Source organism: Mucilaginibacter sp. P4_A11 (assembly GCF_056402535.1).
In genome coordinates this window covers 299608-325755 of the sequence record NZ_JBFUHE010000002.1, presented here as the reverse complement: position 1 = coordinate 325755, position 26148 = coordinate 299608, and the positions used below count along the sequence as shown (strand labels likewise).

Annotated in this window: 29 protein-coding genes and 1 pseudogene; 11 read left to right on the top strand and 19 right to left on the bottom strand. The window is 42.5% G+C overall.

All coding sequences use genetic code 11. The features are described from left to right. Positions 1 to 127: 127 nt before the first annotated feature. The 4 genes from hisD to AC1DUD_RS05180 all read right to left on the bottom strand — a co-directional run bounded on the left by hisD (position 128) and on the right by AC1DUD_RS05180 (position 5348). Entirely contained in the window at positions 128 to 1423 is a 1296-nt protein-coding gene (hisD, locus tag AC1DUD_RS05195; protein WP_477372296.1) for a histidinol dehydrogenase, read from the bottom strand. 82 nt (positions 1424 to 1505) lie between these two features. After that, on the bottom strand, positions 1506 to 2357 hold the full coding sequence (gene hisG, locus AC1DUD_RS05190; protein ID WP_477372294.1) for an ATP phosphoribosyltransferase: 852 nt from the start codon (positions 2355 to 2357) through the stop codon (positions 1506 to 1508). A 781-nt stretch (positions 2358 to 3138) separates the two neighbouring features. Continuing rightward, positions 3139 to 4659: a hypothetical protein gene (locus AC1DUD_RS05185; RefSeq protein ID WP_477372292.1), complete on the bottom strand. Its 1521-nt coding sequence runs from the start codon at positions 4657 to 4659 to the stop codon at positions 3139 to 3141. Positions 4660 to 4856: 197 nt separating this feature from the next. After that, positions 4857 to 5348, bottom strand: coding sequence for a D-glycero-alpha-D-manno-heptose-1,7-bisphosphate 7-phosphatase (locus AC1DUD_RS05180; RefSeq protein ID WP_477372290.1), 492 nt, complete (start codon positions 5346 to 5348; stop codon positions 4857 to 4859). A 653-nt stretch (positions 5349 to 6001) separates the two neighbouring features. Between AC1DUD_RS05180 and AC1DUD_RS05175 the strand changes: the two genes are divergently transcribed. Continuing rightward, positions 6002 to 6331: a YbjQ family protein gene (locus tag AC1DUD_RS05175; RefSeq protein WP_477372288.1), complete on the top strand. Its 330-nt coding sequence runs from the start codon at positions 6002 to 6004 to the stop codon at positions 6329 to 6331. Positions 6332 to 6413: 82 nt separating this feature from the next. Here the strand turns inward: AC1DUD_RS05175 and AC1DUD_RS05170 are convergent, their stop codons facing one another. From AC1DUD_RS05170 to AC1DUD_RS05160, 3 genes are all read right to left on the bottom strand, one after another. Further along, positions 6414 to 6611 carry a hypothetical protein gene (locus tag AC1DUD_RS05170; protein WP_091210644.1) on the bottom strand — a complete coding sequence of 66 codons (198 nt, stop codon included), beginning with the start codon at positions 6609 to 6611 and terminating at the stop codon, positions 6414 to 6416. Between the two features lie 42 nt (positions 6612 to 6653). Beyond that, the gene (locus AC1DUD_RS05165; RefSeq protein WP_477372286.1) at positions 6654 to 7139 is read right to left on the bottom strand and encodes a hypothetical protein; all 486 of its coding nucleotides are present in this window, start codon (positions 7137 to 7139) and stop codon (positions 6654 to 6656) included. A gap of 111 nt (positions 7140 to 7250) precedes the next feature. Continuing rightward, entirely contained in the window at positions 7251 to 7442 is a 192-nt protein-coding gene (locus tag AC1DUD_RS05160; protein WP_121229697.1) for a hypothetical protein, read from the bottom strand. Between the two features lie 357 nt (positions 7443 to 7799). Between AC1DUD_RS05160 and AC1DUD_RS05155 the strand changes: the two genes are divergently transcribed. The 4 genes from AC1DUD_RS05155 to AC1DUD_RS05140 all read left to right on the top strand — a co-directional run bounded on the left by AC1DUD_RS05155 (position 7800) and on the right by AC1DUD_RS05140 (position 10833). Further along, positions 7800 to 8744, top strand: a complete 945-nt coding sequence (locus AC1DUD_RS05155) for a hydroxypyruvate isomerase family protein (protein ID WP_477372284.1) — start codon at positions 7800 to 7802, stop codon at positions 8742 to 8744. Positions 8745 to 8751: 7 nt separating this feature from the next. Continuing rightward, complete coding sequence (locus tag AC1DUD_RS05150; RefSeq protein WP_477372282.1) at positions 8752 to 9903, top strand: M28 family metallopeptidase; 1152 nt, start codon at positions 8752 to 8754, stop codon at positions 9901 to 9903. 22 nt (positions 9904 to 9925) lie between these two features. Continuing rightward, positions 9926 to 10477, top strand: a complete 552-nt coding sequence (locus tag AC1DUD_RS05145) for a GNAT family N-acetyltransferase (protein ID WP_477372280.1) — start codon at positions 9926 to 9928, stop codon at positions 10475 to 10477. Between the two features lie 140 nt (positions 10478 to 10617). Beyond that, positions 10618 to 10833, top strand: coding sequence for a hypothetical protein (locus AC1DUD_RS05140; protein ID WP_330863423.1), 216 nt, complete (start codon positions 10618 to 10620; stop codon positions 10831 to 10833). Between the two features lie 78 nt (positions 10834 to 10911). Here AC1DUD_RS05140 and AC1DUD_RS05135 read toward each other — a convergent pair whose 3' ends face one another. After that, positions 10912 to 11571, bottom strand: a complete 660-nt coding sequence (locus tag AC1DUD_RS05135) for a YdeI/OmpD-associated family protein (protein ID WP_477372277.1) — start codon at positions 11569 to 11571, stop codon at positions 10912 to 10914. A 122-nt stretch (positions 11572 to 11693) separates the two neighbouring features. On the opposite strand from AC1DUD_RS05135, the gene AC1DUD_RS05130 reads away from it, so the two are divergent. Continuing rightward, positions 11694 to 12371, top strand: a complete 678-nt coding sequence (locus AC1DUD_RS05130) for a GNAT family N-acetyltransferase (protein WP_477372275.1) — start codon at positions 11694 to 11696, stop codon at positions 12369 to 12371. Positions 12372 to 12539: 168 nt separating this feature from the next. On the opposite strand, the gene AC1DUD_RS05125 is transcribed toward AC1DUD_RS05130, so the two are convergent. Next, the gene (locus tag AC1DUD_RS05125) at positions 12540 to 13070 is read right to left on the bottom strand and encodes an RNA methyltransferase (RefSeq protein WP_477372273.1); all 531 of its coding nucleotides are present in this window, start codon (positions 13068 to 13070) and stop codon (positions 12540 to 12542) included. A gap of 100 nt (positions 13071 to 13170) precedes the next feature. Continuing rightward, positions 13171 to 14337 (bottom strand): galactokinase, encoded by a 1167-nt coding sequence (locus AC1DUD_RS05120; RefSeq protein ID WP_477372272.1) that lies wholly within the window; start codon positions 14335 to 14337, stop codon positions 13171 to 13173. Positions 14338 to 14483: 146 nt separating this feature from the next. Here AC1DUD_RS05120 and AC1DUD_RS05115 point away from each other — a divergent pair, with 146 nt between their 5' ends. Beyond that, positions 14484 to 14774 carry a YciI family protein gene (locus AC1DUD_RS05115; RefSeq protein ID WP_477372271.1) on the top strand — a complete coding sequence of 97 codons (291 nt, stop codon included), beginning with the start codon at positions 14484 to 14486 and terminating at the stop codon, positions 14772 to 14774. Between the two features lie 101 nt (positions 14775 to 14875). Here AC1DUD_RS05115 and AC1DUD_RS05110 read toward each other — a convergent pair whose 3' ends face one another. From AC1DUD_RS05110 to AC1DUD_RS05080, 7 genes are all read right to left on the bottom strand, one after another. After that, positions 14876 to 15283 (bottom strand): hypothetical protein, encoded by a 408-nt coding sequence (locus tag AC1DUD_RS05110; protein WP_477372269.1) that lies wholly within the window; start codon positions 15281 to 15283, stop codon positions 14876 to 14878. 222 nt (positions 15284 to 15505) lie between these two features. Further along, entirely contained in the window at positions 15506 to 16369 is an 864-nt protein-coding gene (locus AC1DUD_RS05105; RefSeq protein ID WP_477372267.1) for an aldo/keto reductase, read from the bottom strand. 330 nt (positions 16370 to 16699) lie between these two features. Continuing rightward, positions 16700 to 17104 (bottom strand): DUF1761 domain-containing protein, encoded by a 405-nt coding sequence (locus AC1DUD_RS05100; RefSeq protein WP_321558200.1) that lies wholly within the window; start codon positions 17102 to 17104, stop codon positions 16700 to 16702. A gap of 208 nt (positions 17105 to 17312) precedes the next feature. After that, positions 17313 to 20036, bottom strand: a complete 2724-nt coding sequence (locus tag AC1DUD_RS05095; RefSeq protein ID WP_477372264.1) for a carboxypeptidase regulatory-like domain-containing protein — start codon at positions 20034 to 20036, stop codon at positions 17313 to 17315. Positions 20037 to 20194: 158 nt separating this feature from the next. Then, the gene (locus AC1DUD_RS05090; RefSeq protein WP_477372262.1) at positions 20195 to 21157 is read right to left on the bottom strand and encodes a hypothetical protein; all 963 of its coding nucleotides are present in this window, start codon (positions 21155 to 21157) and stop codon (positions 20195 to 20197) included. Between the two features lie 65 nt (positions 21158 to 21222). Continuing rightward, a complete protein-coding gene (locus tag AC1DUD_RS05085) occupies positions 21223 to 22188 on the bottom strand; it encodes a hypothetical protein (protein ID WP_477372260.1) in 966 nt (321 codons plus the stop codon). Positions 22189 to 22256: 68 nt separating this feature from the next. Beyond that, positions 22257 to 23198, bottom strand: a complete 942-nt coding sequence (locus AC1DUD_RS05080; protein WP_477372258.1) for a hypothetical protein — start codon at positions 23196 to 23198, stop codon at positions 22257 to 22259. Between the two features lie 96 nt (positions 23199 to 23294). Here AC1DUD_RS05080 and AC1DUD_RS05075 point away from each other — a divergent pair, with 96 nt between their 5' ends. Further along, on the top strand, positions 23295 to 23762 hold the full coding sequence (locus tag AC1DUD_RS05075) for a CYTH domain-containing protein (RefSeq protein WP_477372256.1): 468 nt from the start codon (positions 23295 to 23297) through the stop codon (positions 23760 to 23762). A gap of 6 nt (positions 23763 to 23768) precedes the next feature. Here AC1DUD_RS05075 and AC1DUD_RS05070 read toward each other — a convergent pair whose 3' ends face one another. Further along, on the bottom strand, positions 23769 to 24062 hold the full coding sequence (locus tag AC1DUD_RS05070) for a hypothetical protein (protein ID WP_330862467.1): 294 nt from the start codon (positions 24060 to 24062) through the stop codon (positions 23769 to 23771). A 332-nt stretch (positions 24063 to 24394) separates the two neighbouring features. Between AC1DUD_RS05070 and AC1DUD_RS05065 the strand changes: the two genes are divergently transcribed. From AC1DUD_RS05065 to AC1DUD_RS05055, 3 genes and pseudogenes are all read left to right on the top strand, one after another. Continuing rightward, positions 24395 to 24733 carry an ArsR/SmtB family transcription factor gene (locus AC1DUD_RS05065; protein WP_477372254.1) on the top strand — a complete coding sequence of 113 codons (339 nt, stop codon included), beginning with the start codon at positions 24395 to 24397 and terminating at the stop codon, positions 24731 to 24733. After that, a complete protein-coding gene (locus tag AC1DUD_RS05060) occupies positions 24730 to 25152 on the top strand; it encodes an SRPBCC family protein (protein WP_477372252.1) in 423 nt (140 codons plus the stop codon). Before AC1DUD_RS05065 ends, AC1DUD_RS05060 begins: the two co-directional genes overlap by 4 nt. Positions 25153 to 25290: 138 nt before the next feature. Next, positions 25291 to 25518, top strand: a pseudogene (locus AC1DUD_RS05055) (SRPBCC family protein); the annotation flags it as partial. Positions 25519 to 25639: 121 nt separating this feature from the next. Here the strand turns inward: AC1DUD_RS05055 and AC1DUD_RS05050 are convergent. Continuing rightward, complete coding sequence (locus tag AC1DUD_RS05050) at positions 25640 to 26059, bottom strand: ester cyclase (RefSeq protein ID WP_477372251.1); 420 nt, start codon at positions 26057 to 26059, stop codon at positions 25640 to 25642. Positions 26060 to 26148 lie beyond the last annotated feature (89 nt).

Genomic DNA, 26148 nt, shown 5'->3' with positions numbered 1-26148 from the left:
GTCATTGCGAGGTACGAAGCAATCCCCGATAAGCAGGGCCGCCCTGTATAGTTCGCGATTGCTTCGTACCTCGCAATGACGGTTTGGTTTATATTTTGCATTTCTTCGCCGGATCCAAACTCTCCCTTTAGGGGGTTGGGGGGCTCATCCTCACACTCACCGCGTTCCTGTGCGCGTGCAAGCCTTCCAGCTCAGCCAACACTTCAACGGTATGGCCAATGTTGTTAATGCCCTCGCGGGTGATATGCTGGAACGTGATCTTCTTCACAAACGAATCGACCGATACCCCAGAATAAGCTCTTGCATAACTGCTGGTTGGCAGGGTGTGGTTAGTGCCTGATGCATAATCGCCTGCGCTTTCGGGGGTAAGGTTGCCTAAAAAAACCGAACCGGCGTTGATGATACTGCTGGTGATCTGTTCCCAGCTATGAGTAGCCAGTATTAAGTGCTCTGGCGCGTATTGATTGCTGAAGGTCATGGCCTCGCTCAGGCTGTTGGCGATCACTACGTATGAGTTATCGATGGCCAGTTTGGCTATCTCGGCACGGGGCAATACCGGTAATTGTTTCTCCACTTCGGCAATGGCTTTTTGAGCAACATCGGCAGAGGTACAAACCAATACCGCCTGGCTATCGATGCCGTGCTCAGCCTGGGCCAGCAAATCGGCTGCGATATAGGCCGGGATAGCAGTTTCATCAGCAATAACCAATACTTCCGATGGGCCTGCGGGCATATCAATTGCCGTTGTGGTGGTTGATTGAATGATGGTTTTGGCTTTGGTTACAAACTGGTTGCCCGGGCCAAAAATCTTATCAACCTTAGGAATGCTTGCCGTTCCGTAAGCCATGGCTGCTACAGCCTGTGAACCGCCTGCTAAGTAGATCTTATCAACGCCCAGCATCAGTGCCACGTAGGCTATAAAGGCATTTACCTTACCGTTTTTTTGCGGCGGAGAGCAGACTACTATTTCATGGCAGCCTGCAATGCGGGCCGGGATACCCAGCATCAAAAACGTACTTGGCAATACCGCCGAACCGCCGGGAATATACAAGCCGACTTTTTCAATTGGGCGTAGTTCGCGCCAGCAGGTTACACCGGGCATCGTTTCAACCTTGTCCTCGGTTTTTAGCTGCGTTTTATGAAATTTATAGATATTGCCGTAGGCAGTTTCCAATGCCGCTTTCTGATCGGCAGATATGGCTTTAGCTATTTCTTCCAGCTCGGCTTTATCAAGATAAAGCTTGCTCAGCTCCACCTTATCAAACTTTAAAGCATAGTCAAATAAAGCACTGTCACCATGCTGCTGCACGTTGGCAATTACATCTTCAACAATGGTCCTGATCTCGTTGGCAGGGTCAACATTGCGCTGAACCAGTTTCTGGATCTCGGTAGATGAAAGTTCTGAATAATTGTATGTCTTCATTCCAGTTTGCAGTTATCAGTTTGCAGTTCGCAACAATCAGCAATTTACCATAGCGCAAACTGCCAACTGCCACTGCCAACTACTATAAAATGATCTTCTCAATAGGCATTACTACAATGCCTTGCGCCCCGGCTTGTTTAAGCTGGCTTATACGGTCCCAGAAATCACGTTCGGGGATCACGGTGTGTACTGCCACCCAGCCTTCTTCAGCCAATGGCACTACCGAAGGACTTTTTACGCCCGGCAGTAAAGCAATTACCGAGGTAAGATTACTCTTCTCAACGTTAAGTACTACATATTTAGTCTCTTTGGCGCGTAAAACAGATTGGATGCGCTGGATCAGCTCCAATACCAGGTCGCTTTCGGCAATGGCTTTGCTGCCAATCAGCACTGCTTCTGACGACATAACATCGGCAAAAGGTTTCAGTCCGTTGCTTTTCAGCGTGCCGCCTGTTGATACCAGGTCGCAGATTGCATCACTAAGGCCTAAGCCGGGTGAAATTTCAACCGAACCCGAAATGGTGCGGATATCTGAAGTAATATTTTTTTCCTTTAAGAACTTGCCTAAAATGGCAGGGTAGGTGGTAGCTATGGCCTTACCGTCAAGGTCGGCCAGGGAATTGATGTCACTATTATTGGGTACTGCGATTTTGAGTGAGCATTTACCAAAGCCAAGGCGTTGCAGGTAGCTTACCTCAACTTCGGTTTCCTGGATCACGTTTTCACCAACTATACCCAGATCAGCAATGCCATCCTGCACATACTCAGGAATATCGTCATCGCGAAGGAAAAGGATTTCTAAAGGGAAATTGGATACCGGGGAGATCAGCGAGCTTTTGTAGTTTTCAAAATTTAAGCCGCAATTTTTTAATAATTCAACAGATTTTTCGTTGAGCCTACCCGATTTTTGGATAGCTATTTTAAGTGTTTTCAAAAGATTGAATTTAAGAGACTATGATAAAAAAGAATATAAACGGAGGTTGTTATTTCGCGTAGAAACATACATATTAGCTGATCACCACATGGTGGTGATGCAGATGAAGATGATGTAGTGCGATACCGTTCATTTTTTATATAGTAAAACTATAGATTAGCGGTGCAAATATAGACAGATGTTTTTTAAATCAAAATTTAATGTAAAAAAGTATGCCGGTACATGAAATTTTCAAGAAGTTTCATGGCTTTTCAGGCGAGCTTTTAGAATTTAATTTTGTTAGCCTTAGCCTTTTTCGGTGACAGCGCCGACCGCCGACTGCAATAACAGGGGGTTAACAGGGTTAACACAAAATTGAATATTTTTTCATTAAGTAATTGATTATTAATTTATTAATGAAAAAATGAGGTTAACCCCCAATGTTGTTAAAATATTGACCTTTTGCCGTTGTTACCAACAACTTTACCCCATGCATAATGGCCTTGTTAATTCATGACAACATCAACAACGACAGGGGATGTTTTTATAATATGGGCGTTGCCTGCGGCCCGGGCTTTCCGTTACAAGTCCTCGCCTTTCCTGTGCACAATCCCAAGACGCGCTCCGGGCTTTCCGTTACAAGTCCTCGCCTTTCCTGTGCACAATCCCAAGACGCGCTCCGGGCTTTACACTGCAATCCCTAACGCGGCCCGACAGGCCCCCAAAAAGCATGAATATATGCTAACTTGCTGCGAAAAGAAGCAGCGTTTATTCATTCATGGTAATCCTAAAATCCTGTAAATCAAGGTTCAGACACATACTCATAAATCGCGCCCTCTTCGCCAAAGTCCTTGATCTTTTTGAGGCTTTTAACTTTCTGAATATCCTTCAGGTTAATAAGCTCAGGGTTTTCGAGTACGTTGAACCAAATGAGGTAATAGTGTTTTACCTTGTAAAATTTATCAATATCCTTAGTGAAAAAACGATGCGGCACCAGGTAGGATGACATACCCGAGAAGAAGTAAACAGCCTCATGGGCATCGGTATAAACTTTTACTCCGGGTTTAAAGAGGCTTTGATCGCCGCTACGAAGGTAAATGGCAAACTCCGAGTCGATCCAACTTTCGTCGGTGAATCCGGGGTTGCCGTATTCGTCGGCCACCTGGTCGTTATAGCGGGCTTTGTCAATCAAAAATTCGCTGGTAATAAAGCCCAGCATGAGTATAATCATTACAACGCCTGCAACACGTCGGGTAACATTGCTTTTTATTTTCTTAAGCAGTAATAAAGCCCAGCTGGTATAGCCCCATAAAGCGGTTATAAATAGTGGCGAAAGCAGGCGGTGGTTAATACGCTCGTATCTTGAAAATGTTGACGATAAAACAATAAACGCCCCATAAACCATGGCGAAGGTAATAGCAAGGTTTTCAAAGCTATCAAGCTTGCGCCTGTAGTAATTAAACGCCAGAGCGCCTATAAAACCCAGAAAAATAATAATAGCTAAAGGTGTCGCAGCCCAATATTGATTTGGAGTGAGGCCCATCCAATCGCACATCACGGTACCAAAATAATACAGGTTTTTGCTAAAAGGAGTAATGGATGGTTCCCGCGGACCGGTAGTGGTGCCCGACATAAAGGCGTTGTAAACCAGGTTACTTACCAATAAAGAGATACAAACAAGCCCGTAGACAATAATATGGACTATCTTCTTTTTTAACGGCAAAACCCTGTCCAACAGTAAAAGTAAACCACCGGTGCCTACAATAGTGATAGCCGCATAACGTGTTATACAACTTATAGCAGCAATAACCGCCGCCACAACCAGCGCTTTAAGCGTGTGTTTTAGAAGATATTCGCGGAAGGCAACCAGGAAGAACAGAATTTCAAGAATAAACAAGGTCTCCGACCATAAGTAGGAGTAAACCTGCAGCAACGGAGGGCTCAGGATAATGGCTGTCAGCATAAGCCATTTATAGATCCTTGAAGCAGGTACAAAATGTTCCATGATCCACCCGCTGGTAAAAATGAGGGTAGCAAACATGATCCCGTTCATTACTGCACCAAATTTAACCGGGTCTATCTGTGTGATTATCGATATGATGCCAAGATAAATAGGATAAAAAACCGGGAAATCAACAATGGGTACATGGTTAAAAGTTAACAAGGTGCCATGGCCCCTGAAACTCCTGGCTGCGCTGGTGTACATAATACTATCCGGCGAAACGCCAACACCGCTATACCTGAAAAACAAGCTCAATATAAACCAGCCGATAAGGGCGGCCAAAACAGCATCGAGGTTTTTTAAGTAGCGGCTTTTTTGCATAGGATAATATAAATATTGGTAAAAAGCAGGAGAGAAGAAAATGTTTTAAGGAAAGGGTTTTATTTTAGTAAAAACGCATCTTTTAAAACCGTCATTGCGAGGTACGAAGCAATCCCAAACTATACAGAGGGACTTGCATTGCTGCTCTGCTTTTTGGGGATTGCTTCGTACCTCCCAATGACGTTATTATGGTATTACTAAGCTATCTGATCCAGCACCGAGCTAATAGGCTGATCGCTATCAATCAGGATGCCTTTTATGCCGGCAGCAGTTCCTGCTTCAACGTCACGTTCACGATCACCTATAAAGTATGATTTTGACGGGTCGATGTTGTATTTGGCTATGCCTTGCAGCAGCAGTCCCGGTTTGGGTTTGCGGCAATCGCAATCGCCGGTAAAATTGGGGTGATGCGGGCAGTAAAAAAAATCGGTAATTTCAACGCCGTGCTCATGGTAAACCTGTTTCAGGTGATTATGCATTTTTGCCAGCTCTTCTTCGGTATACCAGCCTTTGGCCAAACCGCCCTGGTTGGTAGCAACAAGCAGCATATAGCCACGATCCTGCAAGGTTTTAAGGGCTTCGAAGTTATCAAGTACGTGGAAATCCTCAAAACGGCGTACATAATCGCCCATTTCCTGGTTTAACACTCCGTCACGATCTAAAAAAACAGCTTTAATTTTATCAGGCATCGATTTTTAATTTTTCGGCGAAGGTACGGAATTTTAGCTCATGGTTGATAGTTCACAGATCGTGGTTAACGATTGGTGATTGGTAGTGGAGTGTATATGGTTTATGAGATGGCTTTATAGTAGTGGTGGTAGAAAGATGAGTGAATAAATCAATCTGATGAATCCGTTAATCCCATAAATCCTGGTTCAGAAAAAGCGTTAGATAGTAGCGGATACCGGCCCTGAGCGTAATGCCTGCAGGCGTATGAGTGGATAGCCCGGTCGCAGGTAACACCCATATAGAGATTAGTGATTGGAGATAAGAGATTAGTTGCTTTTGAATTTAGCTATGGTATTAAAGATTTGGCTGTTAAATACTATTAATAATTATGGCATTACCTCCGGCCCGGGCTCTACGCTCATACTGCACCGGCCTTAGCCACATGGGCCGGTATCCGCTACGATCCCTAATGCAAATACAGTTTCAGTAATTAGCCTCTTATTTATATAATCCTCACACCACCCAAGCAGTCTATGAGCCGTCAACCACAAGCAATGCATGATCGTATCAACTAATCGTAAAAATAAAAACACTCAATTACGTAATATCGTTACCCATACTGCATCTAAATAAAAAATACCGATAAACATTGGTGAACAATAAATAAACTAAAATGGATACATCACTTATTACTACCAGCACAGCCTTAGATGGCTACAGGATTACCAGGCATTTGGGCGTTGTACGTGGCATTACTGTGCGCAGCAGGAGCGCGTTGGGCAATATTGCAGGCGGTTTTCAGTCTCTGTTTGGCGGCAGGCTTTCAATTTATGTTGAATTATGTGAAAATGCACGTGAGGAAGCTTACCAGCTTTTGATCCAGCATGCACAGGCAATTGGCGCAAATGCTATCATTAACATGCGTTATGATGCCAACGAGGTAATGCAGGGCATTACCGAGGTGCTTGCCTACGGTACTGCGGTTGTGGTTGAAAAAGTTTAAATTGCCATAAAAACAGAAAAACCACCCTGAAATATTTTCAGGGTGGTTTTTTGTTTTTATACTTATTGGAAATGTTTTTGTCTTATTTGAAGTATGAAAGCGGAATGGTTTTCCACATGCCATGAGCAAGGTGGCCTATCAGCAATTCATATATGAGATAAACCGGCCAAAATATGTAATGAATGATGAGTAAAATTATACTGTGGTTGTAGTACCAGCTTATCATTAAAGTATATAAACCCAATACAAGGTACAATATGCTGGTTTCACGCTTTTCCATTTTGCTTTTTATTTTTTAGCTAATTTATAAATAGCGTTTAAATTAACGACAATTTTTCATGCTGTAAATTACTGCGTAATCGGCCGTGCTGTTGGTTTGCTGTTTGCCGGTTTTTGTATCGTACTTGTAAGGCTTTTGTGCAAGCTGGTTGCCCCTGAGCTGAAACTCAACGCTTAAGGTATCTGTGCTACCTTCCTGCCCGTAAGTCCACAATGCTTTAATAACATTGCCGTTCAAATTACCCATCAACGAGCCCTTGCGGGCATCTTTTTCTTTGGGTAGCCAGTCCATGTCGCCCGTAACTTTGTTGCCGTTAATATGCAGGTTCACTTTCGTAGTGTCCTGATTAGCGTTACCCTCGGTGGCGTAAAAGCAATACTCCATATTTACTGCCGGGGCATCGGGTGCATTGGCCATGGCGGTGTCTTCCTTTTTAATTACCGTATCAGCATCATTTGTTGTACGATTGCCTGAGCAAGAGGCAATCGTGAGTGCGATAAGGGAAACAAAGCCTAATTGAAATTTCATAACTGTGGTTGATTTTTTTGTTATGACAATTAAAATAGTAAAAGGTTCAATTACTCGGGCTACAGCCACTAAATATTTACAATACTTCGATGATGTACTCTTTAAACCCTGCTATGCCTGTTTCTTTTCGGGCGGTGTTGATACAATTTCGCCAAATTCGTTTACATAAGCCAGCATGCTGTCAAGGTCGCTGCCGCCTGAGTTTTGTTTACGTTCCTGTTTGCGTTGTTCTTTATCTTCCTTTTTTTTCTGGCGATTTTTTTCCAGTTGTTTTTTCATGAATGTTGCTTGCGATTTAGCCATAATTAAGATCAATTAAGTTAAATAATAGCTATTCCGTTTAGCAATAAAAAGGCCGGGCCAGGTAATAAATACCTGTTTAGTGAGCGTAAAAATGATCTTTAAGTTAAGTTCCGGGCAGCAACGGTATCAGCGGGGAATAAAACAGATCAGCATCAAAATAGCTGGGCGCTGTAAGCTGGAATAGCTTTAAATTTTTGCCGTTTATACACAAAGATAAACAAAATAGCCGGATTTTCAATCATTCTCTGTCTCCAGACCGTCACGAACTGTCTAAAAAATCCTGATAAATCAATCTTTGCCATGTCTCAAATGGAGCATAGATGTTATATTTAGCCCGCAAACCAATCAACAACCATCATGAAACGCAGAAACTTTGTTCAAAGCTCGGTGCTGGCCGGGGCTTCGTTATTTACTACGGGTGTTTTAAAAGCCGCCACACTTACCAGTTGTACTGAGCCTGCCGGCGAAGCTGCCGTAATCGCAGGCGACAAACTTTTTAATCTCAACTATGGCATTCATGACGGCATGTTTAAAAACCACGCTGGTGAGGATTTTATCGACCAGATAAAATTTGCGTACGATAAAGGTTTCCGGGCTATTGAGGATAACGGAATGGGTGGCCGCCCGGTTGAACAGCAAAAAAAGATAGGGGATACACTGGCGAAACTTGGTATGGCCATGGGCGTTTTTGTACAGCCGGGCTTGGGTAATGATAGCAATATGCTGGCAACAGGCAATGCCGATCAGGTTGAAAAATTTATAGCCTCCTGCAAAGAGGCTGTTGAGGTAGCCAAACGCATAGGCAGTAAGCTGGTTACTGTTGTTCCCGGCGATTTTGCGCGTAAGCTCCCCATTGGTGTACAAACGGGTAATGTTATTGAGGCCATAAAAAAGGGGACTGCCATACTGGAGCCGCACGGTATTATTATGGTACTGGAACCGCTAAGTGATAATCCCGACCTGTTTCTGCGTACGCCCGACCAGGCTTATGCTATATGCAAGGCTGTAGGAAGCCCGTCATGCAAGATCCTGTATGATATGTACCACGTACAGCGTAACCAGGGCAACATTATCCCAACGCTCGACCTGGTTTATGACGAGATTGGCTACTACCAGATAGGTGATAACCCCGGCCGTAAAGAACCCGGCACAGGCGAAGTGAACTATAAAAACATATTCAAACACATTTATAACAAAGGCTACAAAGGTGTGATGGGCATGGAGCACGGCACTGCCGGAGCAGGAAAAGAAGGCGAACTTGCACTGATCAAAGCTTACCGCGAGGCCGATAGTTTTATTTAGATACCGAATGAAACCTAAACTGATCCTTTTATTCCTTTTTATTTCAAACAGCCTTTTTGCTCAGGATACCCTTTTTGCCCGTAAAATGGTTGATACGCTTACGTCGCCTTACTTCTGGGGGCGTGGTTATACCAAAGACGGCGTTCATAAAGCCGCCGCGTTTTTAAGCGCTAAGCTAAAATTATACGGTGTAAAGCCAATGGACGGTAAAAGTTTTTTACAGGACTTTAGTTACCCGGTCAATACTTTTCCCGGTAAGATGGAGGTGGCTGTAAATGGTGTGCAGTTAAGACCCGGTAAAGATTTTATTGTTTCGCCGGATAGCCGTGGGGTAACGGGTACAGGACAACTGATCAAAAAAGACAGTACCCATTTTATCGATCAGCAAAACAGGGTCATTTTATCGCTCGAAGATAAACTCACCTGGTCGGCCGAGGGGCAGGTTTTGGATTATACCGTGATCCAGGTTGATAAAAAGGCAATTAAAGAAACTCCTACAACGCTTAGCGTAGCTATCGAAAATAAACTGATAACCGATTTTAAAACAGCCAATATCTGCAGTATTGTAAAAGGGACATCCAAACCTGATTCTGTTATCGTGATCACCGCGCATTACGACCATTTGGGCGGCATGGGCGATAAAACTTATTTTCCGGGTGCTAATGATAATGCCAGTGGCATTTCCGAGCTCATGGGACTTGCCCATTACTATGCCAAACATCCGTTACCGTTCAGCGTAGCTTTTATTTGTTTTTCGGGAGAGGAAGCCGGTTTGCTGGGCTCTAAATATTTTACGCAAAACCCGCTCATCCCGCTAAAAAACATCCGTTTCCTGATCAACCTTGATCTTAACGGGACAGGTGTTGATGGGATAACCGTTGTCAATGCCACTGTTTATCCTAAAGAGTTTGCTGCTATGCAACAGATCAACAAGGAAAATAATTACTTTGTGAAAGTGGCCTCCCGCGGTAAGGCAGCCAACAGTGATCATTACTTTTTTACCGAACAGGGTGTCCCTGCTTTTTTTATTTATACTATGGGTGGTATTAAGGCTTATCATGATGTTTTTGACATCAGCGCCACGCTGCCGCTTAACAAATACACCGATCTTTTTAACCTGATAGTTAAATTTAACGGTAGACTTGCCGGTGCCCGGTAGCCGGTTACTTACATTGGTATTTATGCTTAGCCCTAACTTTACCCCGTTCCCCGTTTTAACAACCGAGCGCCTCGTATTGCGGCGTTTCACCTATGATGACGCTGCCGGTCTGTTTGAAATGCGATCGAATGAAACGGTGATGCAATACATTAACCGGCCAATCAATAAAACCATTGATGATGCTGTTGGGCTGATAGATGTGATAGAAGATCTGCTTAGCAAAAATGATGGTATCACCTGGTGTATCTGCCTGAAAAACAATCATAAATGTATTGGCAGTATAGGCTTTTGGCGGATAGAGAAAGATAATCACCGTGCCGAGATCGGGTATCTTTTAAACCCTGTGTACCAGGGGCAGGGGATCATGCAGGAAGCCGTTACGGCTGCTATCGATTATGGCTTTAATGTGCTCAAATTGCATTCGATAGAGGCCCGTGTAAGTCCGGGTAATTTCGCTTCAATTAAATTATTGCTCAAAAATAATTTTGTTCAGGAGGCTTATTTTAAGGAATATCACCTGCATAACGGCCGCTTTGAAGACACCATGGTTTACTCGTTATTAACACAAACTTAAATCTGTTAACAAATTATTTATGCTGGCTATTTTTAATTAAAAAAAAATGATGCATGTTTACGCATAGAAACCAATTATACCTGTGCTGAAAACAATTCAGTTTAAATGGGGTTAACATTAAAAAACAAAAGAAACTTATCATGGCAACAGAAAAAGGAAGTGGTATTACCGCTTATTCAGTGAAAACAAAAACTAAAAATGTACCAATGATCAATCCAGTTATCGACGTAAAATCGGGCAGATACATTGCCACAGGAACTGACAGTGAAGGAAACAAAATGGCTGCCATTATGGGTAAAGCTACTGCCGAAGAGCATATCAAAAATGGTAATGCTAAACAAGGCTCAGGCTGGTAAATAATAGTTGAACATAAAATAGCCCTGTATTTGCTGAAAATTCAGGGCTATTTTGTTTTTTAACCATTTGGATGGTTGCTATTTTTCTGATGGATTTTTCTTTTTGTTCTGCAGCATTTCTACCATTTTAGTTAAACGGTCCTGCCGGGTTTTCTCCTGCTTGGCAGTGAGGATCCAAAGCACATATTCTTTTTTGTGGCTGTAAGCCAATGATTGAAAATAGTCAAGCACCCCGGGATGTTGTACTAATGTTTCCTTTATATAGTCCGGCAGGGTTACTATCTTGTTGTCTATATCAATATAAGCACTGTGTTCGTTATTGCGTACGGCATCGTTACGGCCTTCAGATACTTTTACAGCCTCAATAGGGCGGAAACGCAGCGCCGTCCATACTTCGTTAACTGCTGCCGATGCTACCGGCCGTAAGCCGTATTGGGCAGGGGCGTCCCAACTACTCATCATTTCCAGATCTGTTTGAATGCCCGAATTTTTTTTAGGGTAGATGATCCAGAAAACCGTATCTGCTTTAAGCAGAGGGGTGATCACTTTAAGCTCTGATGCCAGTTCTGCACCGTTGGTTACAAATAACTGGATGCCATTAAATTCTCCTTCCGTGATAAAAACCAGGTTGGCGTTATCAGGCAGGGGCGACAGGCTATCCGTGTAACCGGAAGGGGCATTTTGCAGCAGCCAGCGTGAATTTGGTTTGATCTGCAGTTTTTTTGCAAGGGCGTTCATCGTAATAATTTTATAATGGATAAAGCTAATGTAAGCATTAAATTAAAATTGAATGACAAGCCGGGATCCCCACAGCAGGGTATTTTTAATAGCTTTGCCCTTACCACCATCACCAAATTTAAATGAAGCATATACTTGATAATCCGGCCTGGAACGCGCTTCTTACTGGCAATAAAGCGTTTTCAGGCGGTAATGATATAGCAAAATATTTCCCGAAAGAGGTTTCACCTTTTGTAGCTACTGCTGAAATATCGGCCGGAAATTTTAACCTGCTTTACGATGCTATTCCCTTCGAGAGCCATTTTATATTTATTGCCCCGCATGATATTGAAATTCCTGAACAGTGGAAAATAGTACATTACCTAAAATGCCTGCAAATGGTTTTTGAGGGTGAAATACCTGCTGATGTTTCGGGCGAAGACCCGGTGCCGCTTACAGAGCAGCATGTGCCCCAAATGCTTGAACTTACTCAATTGACCAACCCAGGCCCTTTTATAGAACGAACTATTGAATTTGGGCATTATCAGGGTATTTTTGATGGCGATAAACTGCTTGCCATGGCCGGCCAGCGTTTAAACCCTGCGCCTTACGCCGAGATCAGTGCCGTTTGTACCCATCCCGATTACCTGGGGCGCGGTTATGCAGGCAAATTATTGTTGAGCCAGGCTAAACGCATTAAAGTAGCTGCTGAAATACCTTTTCTGCATGTAAAAGCCGAAAATGAAAGGGCTATTAAAGTGTATGAAAAGCTCGGTTTTGTGACGAGGAAGGAAATGTCATTTTATGTGTTGAAGAAGTAAATGTCAGCAGTGTTATTATTACTTATTACATAAAAATCACGGTCATGTTGAACTTGTTTCAACACCTCACTCGCTAAGCAACCATGCTAAGCAAATCGCCTACCTGTCTCGTGGGGTGCTGAAACAAGTTCAGCATGACGACGTGGATATGTCATTTCATTTTTTACCCTATATCGCCATCTTAGCAAAAAAGTCCCAAAGTACGATACCTGCGGATACAACGATATTAAATGAATGCTTGGTGCCAAACTGTGGGATCTCGATACAGGCATCAATAACCTGCATTACTTCATCGCTTACACCGTTTACTTCGTTGCCAAAAATCAGGGCGTATTTGCCATCTTCGGCGGGTTTAAATTCGTGGAGCATGATACTGCTTTCGGCCTGTTCAATGGCTATGATCTGGTAGCCATCTTTACGTAATTGTTCAACGGCCTGCAGCGGGGTTTCGTAATAAGTCCAGTTAACAGATTGGGTTGCGCCGAGGGCTGTTTTTTCAATTTCGCGGTGGGGGGGCTGGGCGGTGATGCCACAAAGGCAAACCTGTTCAACCGCAAAGCCGTCAGAAGTACGGAAAATAGAGCCGATATTGTGCATGCTGCGCACGTTATCCAACACTACGGCTACCGGCAATTTATCCTGTGCTTTAAATTCATCAACCGTAGCCCGGTTCAGCTCATCTAACTTTAATTTGCGCATCCCTATAGTTTATTAGTTAAATGGTTCATTAGTTCATTGGTGCTTTACCGTAATGAACTAATGAACCATTATAAGGGCGCAAAAATATTAAAAAAAGCCGTTAGTTAAGTACTGATGCCAGCACACCTACGCCGTCGCCAATGAGCGAGCTATAAACAGAAGGGGCGTAGCCGATTTTTTGCGTGTAGTATTCGCTTACTTCCTGGCTAAATTTGTCAAAAGCATCGCCTTTTACCAGGGCTATGGCACAACCACCAAAACCTGCACCGGTCATACGGGCACCGGCAACATCAGGGTTGGTTTTGCCATATTCGGCAACGGTATCCAATTCAACACCGCTTACTTCGTATAAATCGCGCAGTGAATCGTGCGATGCATACATCAGTTTTCCAAACTCCGCCAGATCATTAGCGGCAAGAGCTGTCGCAGCCAGTTTTACACGGTCGTTTTCTTCAATTACGTGTTTGGCGCGTTTCTGCACAATCGGGTCTACTATCAGCTGTTTGTATTGTTCAAAAGTAGCGCTGTCTATCTCGCAAAGATATTTGATATCCAGTTGCTGCTGCAGGGCAGCAAGTGCTGCCTGGCACTCCTGTACACGTTCGTTGTATTTTGATTCGGCCAGTTTGCGGGGCTTGTTGGTATTGATAATGGCAAGTACATATTCGCCAAGATTACTGTCAACCGCCTGGTAATCCAGGGTATCGCAATTAAGCATCAGGGCTTTGTTTTTTTCGCCAAAAGCTACCGCAAATTGATCCATAATGCCGCAATTAACACCAATGAAATTGTTCTCGACATCTTTTGACAGTTTCACCAGGTCAAGCTTATCATAACCACTATTGAACAGGTCATTTAAAGCATAAGAAGTAACCACCTCAATTGAAGCCGATGACGAAAGACCCGAGCCAATTGGAATATCGCCATAAAATAGCATATCAATGCCTTTTAACTGGTGACCGTCTTTGGTAAAGCGATCAATTACACCGATAGGAAAGTTAAACCAGTTTTCGCCTGTTTTTTCATAATGAAGTTGCAGCGGGGTATCTTTTTGCTCGCTGAAATTTAAGCTCCTGAACCGGAAAATACCATCCTCATTAGGAGAGGTCAATAAATAAGTACCAAAAGTGATGGCACATGGCATAACCAAACCACCGTTGTAATCAATATGTTCGCCAATAAGGTTTACACGGCCGGGCGAAAAGTACGCGTTGTCTGCTTCTTTGTTAAAGATCTTAATAAATTCCTGGTGCAAATTATTCTTCATTATTCAGGTTAGTTTTTCGGAAAACAAATATTGTAAAAATTGTCAAGTTTACAGTTATAAATTTAATTTAATTTTTAATTTATTTTAATGAGATAGTTTTGCAGATATTCGGGCTTGAAAAACGTGTTTAACCAGTAAGATATCCCATGAAACAATACCTTGTAACCGCATATGATTTTACAGACGCTGAGGCATTTGATCGCCGGATGGCCGCGCGCCCGCATCATGTTGACGGAGCCAAAGCGCTTAAAGCCAATGGTAATTTAGTTGCGGCCGGCGCTATGCTCAATGACGACAGTAAAATGATAGGCTCAACAATGATAGTACAATTTGAAACTTACGAGCAATTGGAAGCCTGGAAAAATGCAGACCCTTATATTACCCAGCGGGTTTGGGAAAGTGTTGACGTAAAGCCGTTTAAAGTGGCTGACTTGTAGATACTCATAAATGTTATTGCGAGGGACGAAGCAATCGCACGGAAGTATATTCGCCCTGTATAGCATGCGATTGCCGCACTACGCTCGCAATGACATGATTTTTAACCATTGTGAGTTGCCCATCGGCTCATTTTCCAATAGCCCTGGGCATCTTTAGTATAAAAGGCTGTATAACCTTTGCCTTGCATAGTGAAATTAAAATCAAACTCGGTTACGGAATTATCATCGGGCAAAAAGTTGGTGACAATACTGTCGGCCACGGCAGCAAGGGTAATACCAAATTCATCAATTGGTTTAGTCGTTTTTTCAATGCTATCTAAAAAATCGGCGTAATTATTAAACGTGTAATTACCCAATGTATCCTGCTGTCTCGCCGCTGTAAATGCTGCTTCCGCCCATTCCTGTTTATAGGTTTCCATAGCTTTGAGCAGATCACCAGCGCTCATTTCAGGTAACCCATCGTTTCCGGTGGTGTTATAACTATTCAGTATTTCTTCTTTACTTCTCATTTGGTGTTAATGTTCGTAACTATCTTCAGGTAACTATTTTTCCTATCAACTTAAACAAGAAAAGGACGCCAAATTACTGACATCCTTTTTAATTTTTTGGAAAATAGATCAAAACCTCATGTTCTCTCTGCGAGAGACCCTGATGGGACGTTAGCAGCCCTGTATAGCATGCGATTGCCGAGCTACAACAATGACATATTCATAAACTTTCAATTCCTTTTGTTACGCGTCAGCTAAACTATCCAATACATCCAAATCATCTTCTGATAATTGAATATCGGCAGTCTTCATGTTTTCTTCCAGATGCTTAACGCTTGATGTTCCCGGAATGAGCAGGATATTTGGCGAATGGTGCAGTAACCAGCTTAAGGCCACCTGGTGAAGCGTAGCGCCATGTTTGGCGGCGATACGGTTTAATATCGCCTCGCCCTGTACATTACCGCCGCCAAGCGGGAACCACGGAATAAAGGCGATATTATGATTGCGGGTGTATTCCAGTTCGGCTTCCCATTTACGGTTATCAACACTGTACATGTTTTGTACCGATACTACTTCAAAATATTGCTGGGCAAGTTTGATATCCTCAACACTTACTTCAGATAAACCGATATGCCTGATCTTGCCTTCCTGCTGCGCTTTTTGCAAAAACTCAAATGATTTTTCGGCAGGTACTTTAGGGTCGATGCGGTGTAACTGGTAAAGGTCAATACGTTCAACCTGGAGACGTTTCAGGCTGCCTTCAAGGGCTTCATTCAGATGCTCCGGCGAAGAATCTACCGGCCACTCACCAGGACCGGTACGTAGCAGGCCACCTTTGGTACCAATTAACAAATCTGCAGGATATGGATGCAGGGCTTCGGCAATTAATTCTTCCGATACATTCGGCCCATAGCTGTCGGCCGTATCAATAAAATTAACACCCAGTTCGACAGCGCGCTTTAATACACGAATGCTTTCTTCTCTGTCTTGCGGCGGTCCCCAGATACCTGGTCCCGTAATGCGCATAGCACCGTAACCCAAACGATTAATGGTAATGTCGCCACCAATGGTGAACGTTTTTTCAAATGAACTTGTTGTGCTTGCCATGGTAATGTATTTTGGTTTGACTACTGTAAAGTTCAACTAAAAACCGTCACTATTGTTCATGGAATGTATAACACAAATGTCATTTTGAGTGTTAAAATACAACGAACTCCGAAGGCGAAATGATAAAAGAGGGCTGGTCAGTCTGAGCCTGTCGAAGACTTGTGCGCAGAGGCCATGCCCAACATGCTTCGACAGGCTCAGCATGACCCCTGTTTTAATTATGTCATGGTAGGATACACTAAATCGCCCTAATAGAATGTGCACGAATTAAAGCCCGATGGCTATTTGTGTAATTCGCATAAATTCGCTTCCTGTTATTGTTTAATTATCTTATCTCCAGGCACCCAATATCAATCCCATCAGGGTTAAAGATACCACGCTGTAACCGCCGTTTATAAATATTAAACGCCAGCTTTTAAGCTCAAACAGGCTGTGGATAGCAATGGCGCAAAACGTCCAAATACCGGCAAGGAACCCTGCTGTTGCTCCCCAGGCCAGGTCGGTTTTGGCATCAGCTAAAAACATGGCCAGGTTTACCGCCATAATAATGGAGAAGAAAGCTGTAAAGCCAAAAGCCCTGCCTTTGCTGGATGCCTGAAGCTCGGCGCTGCTGAGTTTATTATCGGCCATCCAGGCATTAGCAAACAGGGCGGGTGAGTACCAGATACCGCCAACTAAAAACGCAGATAATGCTGCAACCACAACGGCCAGCCAGTTGATGAGTTGAAAATTCATGATGATAATGTTTAAATTAAATTGGTTGTACTAATATAATTAATAAAAGCTAAAAGCCGAATGCACAAAGCTTAAAGCTTTATAGGAAACAAATTAGTAGGCTTGCCTTCACTTTTTAATTGATATAGATAGGGCAGGGAGATATAGAAAAGCCCTGATTACAATTTAAGTAATCAGGGCTTTTCTATTTAGTTTGAATTGTATTGTGCTATTTTACGTTGTAATGTATCACGCTACGGCCTATGTTGCCTTCGGCGTCGATCCCTTCAATGATAGCACGATATGAGCCACGCTGATCACTGTTGAAGAAACTGATTGTTGCAGTACCAGTTGTTTTATCGGTAATCACGTTTGGTTTCCAATAGATAGTATTGCGCAGATCGCCGCCAAGCGTGCCCGCTTTGGTAGCATCATATTTAGGCGAATAAAATTCTTTGGCTTTGGTATAACCCTGCACTGCAAAAGTGATCACGTTTTGCTTAGGGATAAGTTCCTGTAATTGGGCAAGCGTTATTTTCTCTTTTTTAACCACTTTTTTGTTGATCACCATTACCCCTTTGGTTTGGGTGCTGCGGTTAATGCCACTTACACCATCATTCAAAAAGATCTCGACAGACTCAACCTCGCTTGATTGCACGCTTGATAAAAAGTTGGCATCAACGGGTAAGCTGCCTACATACACCTGTACCGGCGTACGGCTGCCGGAATTGTAATCGCGGGTGATATAAAAATTATTATCAATATAAGTAAGGCCCATTGCCATGGTTGATAAACAGTTTAACAGCAAGGGGCAACCTTGCAGCTGCTGGGCCGATATTTCATGATCTGCCTGCATCGATAAACCAGCGAAGGTGCCATAGTCGGCATGGCTTGCTTTTTTTACGATCTTGGTAGCCTTTACAACAACCTCTTTTATGGTACGCGAGCTTTGATACTGCTTATAGCTGTTCTGTAAATAAGGACGGAAAGTACTGTCGATATTCAGGATCTCATCGGGAATGTTATTGTTTTTGCTCAGTTTTTGATAAGCTTCGCCATTAATGGATATAACAAGGTTGCGCCCGTTAGGGTTGTTACGTGCGCTTAGTGTAATTTTTGAAGTATCCGGCACATTCACGTTCGAGAACTTAAAATTGCCTGTCATGTCGGTAATCGTTTCTGCCGAAAAGTTTTTGTCAGGAATCAGTAAACGAAGGCTGCCTTTGGCTACCGGAAGGCCGGTATTGGTCCTCAACGTTCCGGTTACATCAATGCCTTGTTCCGGAAGTAAATAAAGTGGCGGGGTTTTATCGGCCAGTATATCCTCGTAATTGAAGCGGCGGTAACCCTGTGTAAGCATCAGAATGTCAAGGTTGGCCAGCTTTTCATCATCAGGCTTATTGAAGTAGTAATTTGGCTTTTCGATATAACCTTTCAGATCAGAAGTAAGTAACATATTGCTCAATATGGTTGACTCCGCGTCTTCATTTGATGGTACTGTACCATCATCAACTATAGCTACCGAAAAGCTGCCTTCGGCCGGGGCTGTATTGTTTTTTGCCGATACCGTGATCTTAACGTTGCCTCTGGTGCTGTATGATGGCTTATCCGTTTTCAGGGCCAGGTTAATCTGGTCGTTATGCTGAATAAATACTATCCGCTCGCATAAAGCATAGCCGCCCGATGAAAACAGCGTTACCTGCACAATACCTGTGGGGAATTTACTTTTAGGGATATTGGCCGAATACACTGTACTTTGCAATACTGTTTGCGCGGCATAATAAATAACGCCGCCGCTTTGTGCTACCAGGTAAAAGCTTTTGTTTTGTTTGCGCTGAAAAAACAGGTCATTAGCTGATATTTTTACCGTAAGATTGACCGGATCATTATTATAAACGCCAATGTTTATCCCCATTGATTGTACGCGCGGCAGGTTATAAGAAGCCTGCGAACCATCAGGAAATATAATGTTTGCTTTGTATGATCTTTCGATATCAGGTGTAACAGCGAAAACCCCCATACCTAAATGCGCGCTGTTGATCTGGGCTATTTCGGCCCCTTTATCGTCAACGATAGTCCCTTTGACGTCAACACCCAGGCCGCTTGAGGCTATGGCCTTAAAAGCAACTTTGGTACGGATACCGTTGGTTAATTGACCACCTTCAGGGAAAAATTGCACGTCATATCCTTTAACCGCAGTACGCATAGAAAAGCTGCTATTGATGGTTTTACGATCGCCTACATCAATCGCTGTCACCAGGATGCCGCCGGTAATTACATCGGCCTGGCTTTCGGGGATATCAACAAGTAATACGCCTTTGTCGTCGGTAGTGCCCCGGCCTTTATTAACGGGGTCACCGTTTTTCATGAGCTGCCAGCTAACTTTTTTGTTAGCATAGGGAGAATTATCTGATCCTTTGTAAAGAATGGTAGCGTCAACTTTAACGCCTGTTCTTTTGGTTGAGCTTTTATAGCTTATGTTGGTACGCACCTGGTTATCAATTGCGTTACCAACATTAAAGGTATGGTCGTAAAAGTAATCAGGATCAAAATTGCGCATCCAGCCGGTATAGCTGCGCAGGCGGTAAGCTCCCTGCTTGTAGGTATCGCCATTAAGTACAATATTACCGCTTGCAAAGCCATTTGTAACCGAAATACGCTGACTTTCAACCACCGAATCCCGGTTGTTGATCAGATCTACATACACAATGCGGCTCAAAGCCGATGGCTGGTGTTTTTCAATAGTTACATAAGCTTTAAACCAAATGGTATCGCCAACAGCATAGTAAGGTTTATCTGTGTGCAGGTAAACTTTTTCAATTGGGAAGCTGCTGTTAAACTTGCTGGTTTTTTCAATTATGGTTGTTAGGGGGATGCTATCCTGCTGGGCAAAAACAGATGCGCCAAAGGCAGTTAACAGGCATAATAGGAGTAAAAATCGACGTATGATCATCAATATAAGTTAAAGAAGTAACAGGGGCTAATATAAACATTTAGCCGTATTGCATTTTTAGCAGCCGTTTATTTAACACTTTTTTACAAATGCCGTTTTGACCGGTTGGCGAAAATTAAACGCTAAAAGCTATACGCTTATACAAAATAGCACAATTGTTACTTAGTTGTAGTTTTAGCCTTGCCTTCAACGTGTACCGAAACCGTGCTTGAGTGGATCATACCAAGTGTTGTGCCTGGCTTTGCAGTTAGGTAAAACTTAAAATAACTTTCAATTACAGCTTTGCACGTGTGAATATAGTCGGCCTCTCTTTCCTGATCTCCGTTAAATCCAACAAGGGGGATACCGAAGTATAAATTACCCTTATCGTCAATATACATGGTAAAGGAATAATAAAAATCTTTAAAGGCGTTTTTGATCACAATATCATATGTCGGATCGAGATAATCGTCAGAGTTATCAAAGTTATTTAATATGTCTGGTTTGGTGGTGCGGCGCGATACTGTTACCAGCGGGCTTTTACTGGTGATAATGGCAGGTTGTCTTGCCGAAAAAGCTTTGGTATAATCGGCATTAGCTTTTGCCGAGAGAGAGCGGATAAATGAAGTGTCCTTACTGCTGGGACGCCTTAATATCGAAGTATCAGTATGTAAAACATTTTTAATGTAGTTATCGGCATAAAAGCGCATAAAAACCTTAGTGCCTTTAACATCCAGCGAGTCGCCTTTCTGGATCAGGATCTCCATAGTGATACTGTCTTTATTGATCTTCCTTACCTTCAACCAGGAACGTGCAGCATTAAAAATAGAATCATATCCACGTGTGAGCGGAAAGTTAATAAATGCGTTTTTGGTAGGGCTGAAAATGCTTATAGAATCGTCAGAAACAAATTTTAGCTTCCATTGAGGCTCCAGCTGATAGCCGTATTCGTTAAATGAGAGACCATTGCGCTGGCGTCTTGATACTTCAGAATAATTTATGCCATTGTAGGGCTTAAAAGAAATAAGTTCCCTTTTCTTTTTACCTGACTGGCTATCGCCGCAGCTTGAAATGCAGGCAGATAATAGGATAAGCAGTCCGAATGCTGCCGTTTTTAACGTTTTTAGATTGATGAGTAGCATTGCCGCTAAAGATATAGATATTTCAATAAACGGTTAAAAAAACAGCGAAATTGCGGTAGAGAACATCATTGTAAGTTTTTTGTTAAGCTGTATACCCGCGGTCTGCCGGTAACATGAACGGCTATTTCGCTTGTATGCGTTATGCCAAGCGTTTTACCGGGAGTCAACTTCAAATAATATTTAAGATAGCTTTCCATGACGGCTTTTGACAGATGGATATAAGTAATGCGGCGGTCCTCTTCCAAAAAAACAGTAAGTGGCCTTCCATAATGCATCTGGCCTGTGGGATCAACAAATATCGAAAAGGAATAGTAAAAATTGGCGTAGGCTTTATCGACAGTGATGTCAAATTCCGGCCCCATGTAATCATCAGATGTGTCGAAATTATTGAGCATGGTTGGCTCTGTATGTCGTTTGCTAATAGTAACCAGTGCGCTTTTACTTTTAAGCTCAACAGGTTGCCGGGCGGCAAAGGCCTTGTCAATATTTTTATTTGCGGCATCGGCTAACCATTGTATGTAAACTGAGTCTTTTCGGTTGGGGCTTTTGCATTTACTTACATCGCCATGAAGTACGTTTTTTATATAATTATCGGCGTAAAAAACCATATAAACTTTGGCACCGCGGGTATCAACCGAGTCGCCATATGCTTTGAGCAGCTCGATGATCATACTGTCTCTGGTCATGGTTTTGACTTTGAGCCAGGTGCGTGCCGTATTAAAAATAGAATCATAACCCCGACTGAGCGGAAAGTTAATAAACTGCTTTTTTGTAGGGCTGTAAATACTGGTTGAATCATTGGAAACAAATTTCATTTTCCATTGAGGCTCTAACTGGTAGCCATAGTTGTTAAACGAAAGTCCATCCTGTGCACGCCGGGCAATTTCGGTATATGTGATGCCGAAAACAGGTTTAAACGAGATCAGGTCTTTTTCGCCATTATGTTTAACAATGTTGCGTTGTTTGCATGCGAAGCAAAACAAAGTCAATAAAATGAAAGTTAGTTTTGTAACAGGTTTAGCGTTTAGCATATAGGTTTGATGGTATTATATCACTAAAAAAGGAACTACAGTAGGTGTTGACCGCAGCGAATTTTAATCTACACTCCCTGCTTTCCTGTAACATGTATAGCTATCTCGCTGGTATGCACAATACCAAGTGTTTTGCCGGGAATAAAGTTCAGGTAGTATTTCAGGTAACTGTCCATTACAGCTTTCGAAAGGTGGATATAGGTTGGTATACGCTCTTTTTCTAATATAAAAACAAGGGGCTTCCCATAATGTAGCTGTCCGGCCGGATCAACAAATATCGAAAACGAATAGTTGAAATTTTTATATGCATTGTTGACTTTGATGTCGAACTCGGGACCCATATAATCGTTAGAGCTGCTGAAATTATTAAGCATAGTTGGCTTTGTATGGCGTTTACTAAAGGTAACATGCGGGCTTTTGCTTTCGAGTTCAACAGGTTGCCGGGCAGCAAATGCTTTAGTAAAGTCTTTATTGGCAGTATCGGTTAATGATTGTATGTATACGCTATCTTTTCGGCTGGGGCTTTTGCATTTACTTACATCGCCATGAAGTACGTTTTTTATATAATTATCGGCGTAAAAAACCATATAAATTTTGGTACCGCGGGTATCAACCGAATCTGCATGGGCATTGAGCAATTCGATGATCATACTGTCTTTAGTCATTGTTTTAACTTTAAGCCAGGTACGGGCCGTATTAAAAATGGAATCGTAACCACAACTAAGCGGAAAATTGATGAACTGCTTTTTTATAGGGCTATATATGCTGGTTGAATCGTTTGAAACGAATTTCATTTTCCATTGCGGCTCTAATTTATAACCTACGCTATTGAAAGAGAGCCCGTTCTGCGATCGGCGTGCTATTTCGGTATAGCTAATACCCAGTATCGGTTTAAAGGAAATCAGATCTTTTTCGCCATTGTGTTTAACAATAGTACGTTGTTTACAGCCGAAGGAAAACAAGATCAACACAATGCAGGTTAGGTTTGTGATAGGTTTGGTGGTTATCATATAAGTATGGTATACTATAAATATATGATATATTATAAACACTCAAATGTTAAATAATGCTAAAATTGCAGACTTATAATAAATCCGGTAAATCTGATGGCAGTTGAAATAGAACGTAAGTTTTTGGTAGATCACGAAAAATGGCAGCCGTTGGCAAAGCCCAATGCAATGCATTTCAGGCAAGGGTATATTTTTAGTGATGAAAAGAAAACCATTCGCATCAGAGTAACTGATACTGAAGCTTATATCACCATCAAAGGAGGTACAGCAGGTTTTAGTCGCAGCGAATTTGAATATACTATTCCAGTAGCTGACGGGACTCAGCTGCTTGATAGTTTTGCAGCCTCCGAATTGGAAAAATACCGTTATCGCATTACTTACGCCGGCAAACTTTGGGAAGTTGATGAGTTTTTAGGCGATAATCAGGGACTGCTTATGGCCGAGATCGAGCTCGATAGTGAGGATGAAGAATTTGATTTACCTCCATGGGCAACAACCGAGGTAACCGGAGACAAGCGATATTACAATTCCTTTTTAAGCGTTAACCCTTTTAAAGGCTGGTAGCAGCTTTTATGCACATTCCGGCAAACCCAACAGGTAATCCGGCTCCGATTCGTCATAAACGGTTTTAACATACTTGTTACCCTCGGGGCAAACGGCCGGGATCAGGCTGGTTTTATTCCCCTTATTGTCGATGATGTAAGCGTCGCCGTCTTCGTTTTTTATCCAGTCGTAAAGTTTTGATCTTTCGGTGAGGCCTTTTACATTGATCCGTTCGTTGATCCATTCTAATGAGTCAATCGCCACATAGGGGTTTTCATGCGGTTTGGTATCAGTTTTTATACATACTATACGTACTGCCATTGTATTACTTGCATTAAATTGTTCAGGTGCGATAAAAATATGGCAAAAAATAATACCCCGAAATAGGTATAATCACCCAATTTTCACTACGTAAAATTACCTATAGCACAGGTGCTGCTACCTGCTGTTCTATCTTCTGATCTTCAATATCAGAAGATGCTTGTATGTGTATCTGTCTGAAAATAAGTGTATAATGAAAGGCTCGAAGAAAAGCCGGGTAATAATAAACATTCATGAATGTGCCCGTAGGAAAAATTGAAAAATTCATTGTGTAACCAAAAGGTTTCATTTATATTTGTAACCGAACGGTTTCATGTAACCGTTTGGTTATTATGCGAAGAGACGTTTTCCAGGCTATTGCCGATCCTACCCGACGAGAGATCATAAACCTGCTGGCCTACCGGCAGATGAACCTTAATGCTGTTGCTGATAATTTCGATATAAGTCGCCCTGCTGTATCCAAACACATAAAAATACTGACCGAATGCGGTTTGCTTGTTATTAAACAGCAGGGGAGGGAGCGCTTTTGTCATGCCGATTTGAAGCAGTTAAAACAAGTTACAGAATGGGCTGAGCAATACCGAAAGTTCTGGACACAGAAACTGGACGCACTCGACACTTTTTTGACCAATGAACAAAACACAGATAACCATAAAAACAACAAACTATGAGTACGCAACCATTTGTTATTGAAAGGGTTTATGCTGCACCCATCCAAAAGGTATGGGAAGCTATTACCGTTAAAGAAAAAATGAAAGAGTGGTATTTTGACCTTGCCGAATTTAAACCCGAAATAGGCTTTGAATTTGAGTTTACAGGTGGTGACGACAAGCAAGAGTTTTTACACCTGTGCCGGGTAACAAAAGTTGTCGAGGGCAAAACTATTGCTTACACCTGGCGATATGACGGTTATGAAGGTGAATCGGAAGTTACGTGGGAGCTTTTCCCTGAAGGGGAGGGTACTAAACTGGTACTTACTCATAGCGGCCTGGAAACCTTCCCACCATTAGATTCCTTCAAAAAAGAAAATTTTGTTGCCGGCTGGACACATATTACCGGGATCTCGCTTAAACAATACCTGGAAAAATAGACCAGCTATACTAAACTTACGAAGTCTTTTAGACTTGGTAAGTTTTTAAATATCAAGAACGTAAGCAGTTGAAAATTCGCCGCTTGTTATTAAACACCTTTTCAATGTATCCGAACATGCCTTTGACAGGCATTTACGGGTAACGAAAGCATGAAACACTGGTATTATTACATCGCTGACTTTAAACCGGAAGCTGGAGCGGAGTTTGATTTTCCAGGGCATATGGATGGAATGGATTTTATCCATCAATGTAAAGTAACTGACGTAGTGCCGCTGAGGGAGATAGCATATAGAATGGTATTTAATATCCAAGTGCAGCCAGATTTAAAGGTTGAAACCCATGTAAGCTTTAAGTGTGAGCAGTAGGGAGACAAAACATGGCTGATTTTCATACACGAGGACGCGGAAGACCTCCCTTGAAGTAAAATAGCTAAAAACAATAAAGTTGGACAAACGCCCAGCTTTATTGTTTTTTGACGTTGGTGATTTAATGCAAGCTAATGCTCGCTCCAATTTGTTTCAATATCCCAAGCTCATCCGAGCTTCCCCAACGTTCAATCATTTTACCGTTTTCAAATTTTGAGATTTGCATGCCGCGGGCCTCTATGTTTTTATTTGTAGCTGGGATGCCATTAAAGTCGCCTTTGTGCGTTCCGGTTAACGTATAGGCGAATGATACGTTCTCATCGTCGGCAACTAATTGCTCAACAGCCAGCTCCATATCTGGAAAAGCGGTGCTCAGCTTAGTGAAAAAATCAATATATCCCTGTGGACCTGCAACCTGGCCTGGAGCCGGATCGTGATCGATAGAATCGGCAGCCACCAAATCATAAAATGCTTTAAAATTTCTGCTGTTAACAGCTTCGCCAAACTTTTGCTGTGCGGCGATATTGCTTTGTTTGCTCATGGTGTAAATGTTTTGATAGTGATTAACAAAGCAGATGCCGATAATGGTTTCGTCCTGAAAATATTACTACAAACCCACAACCTAATGGA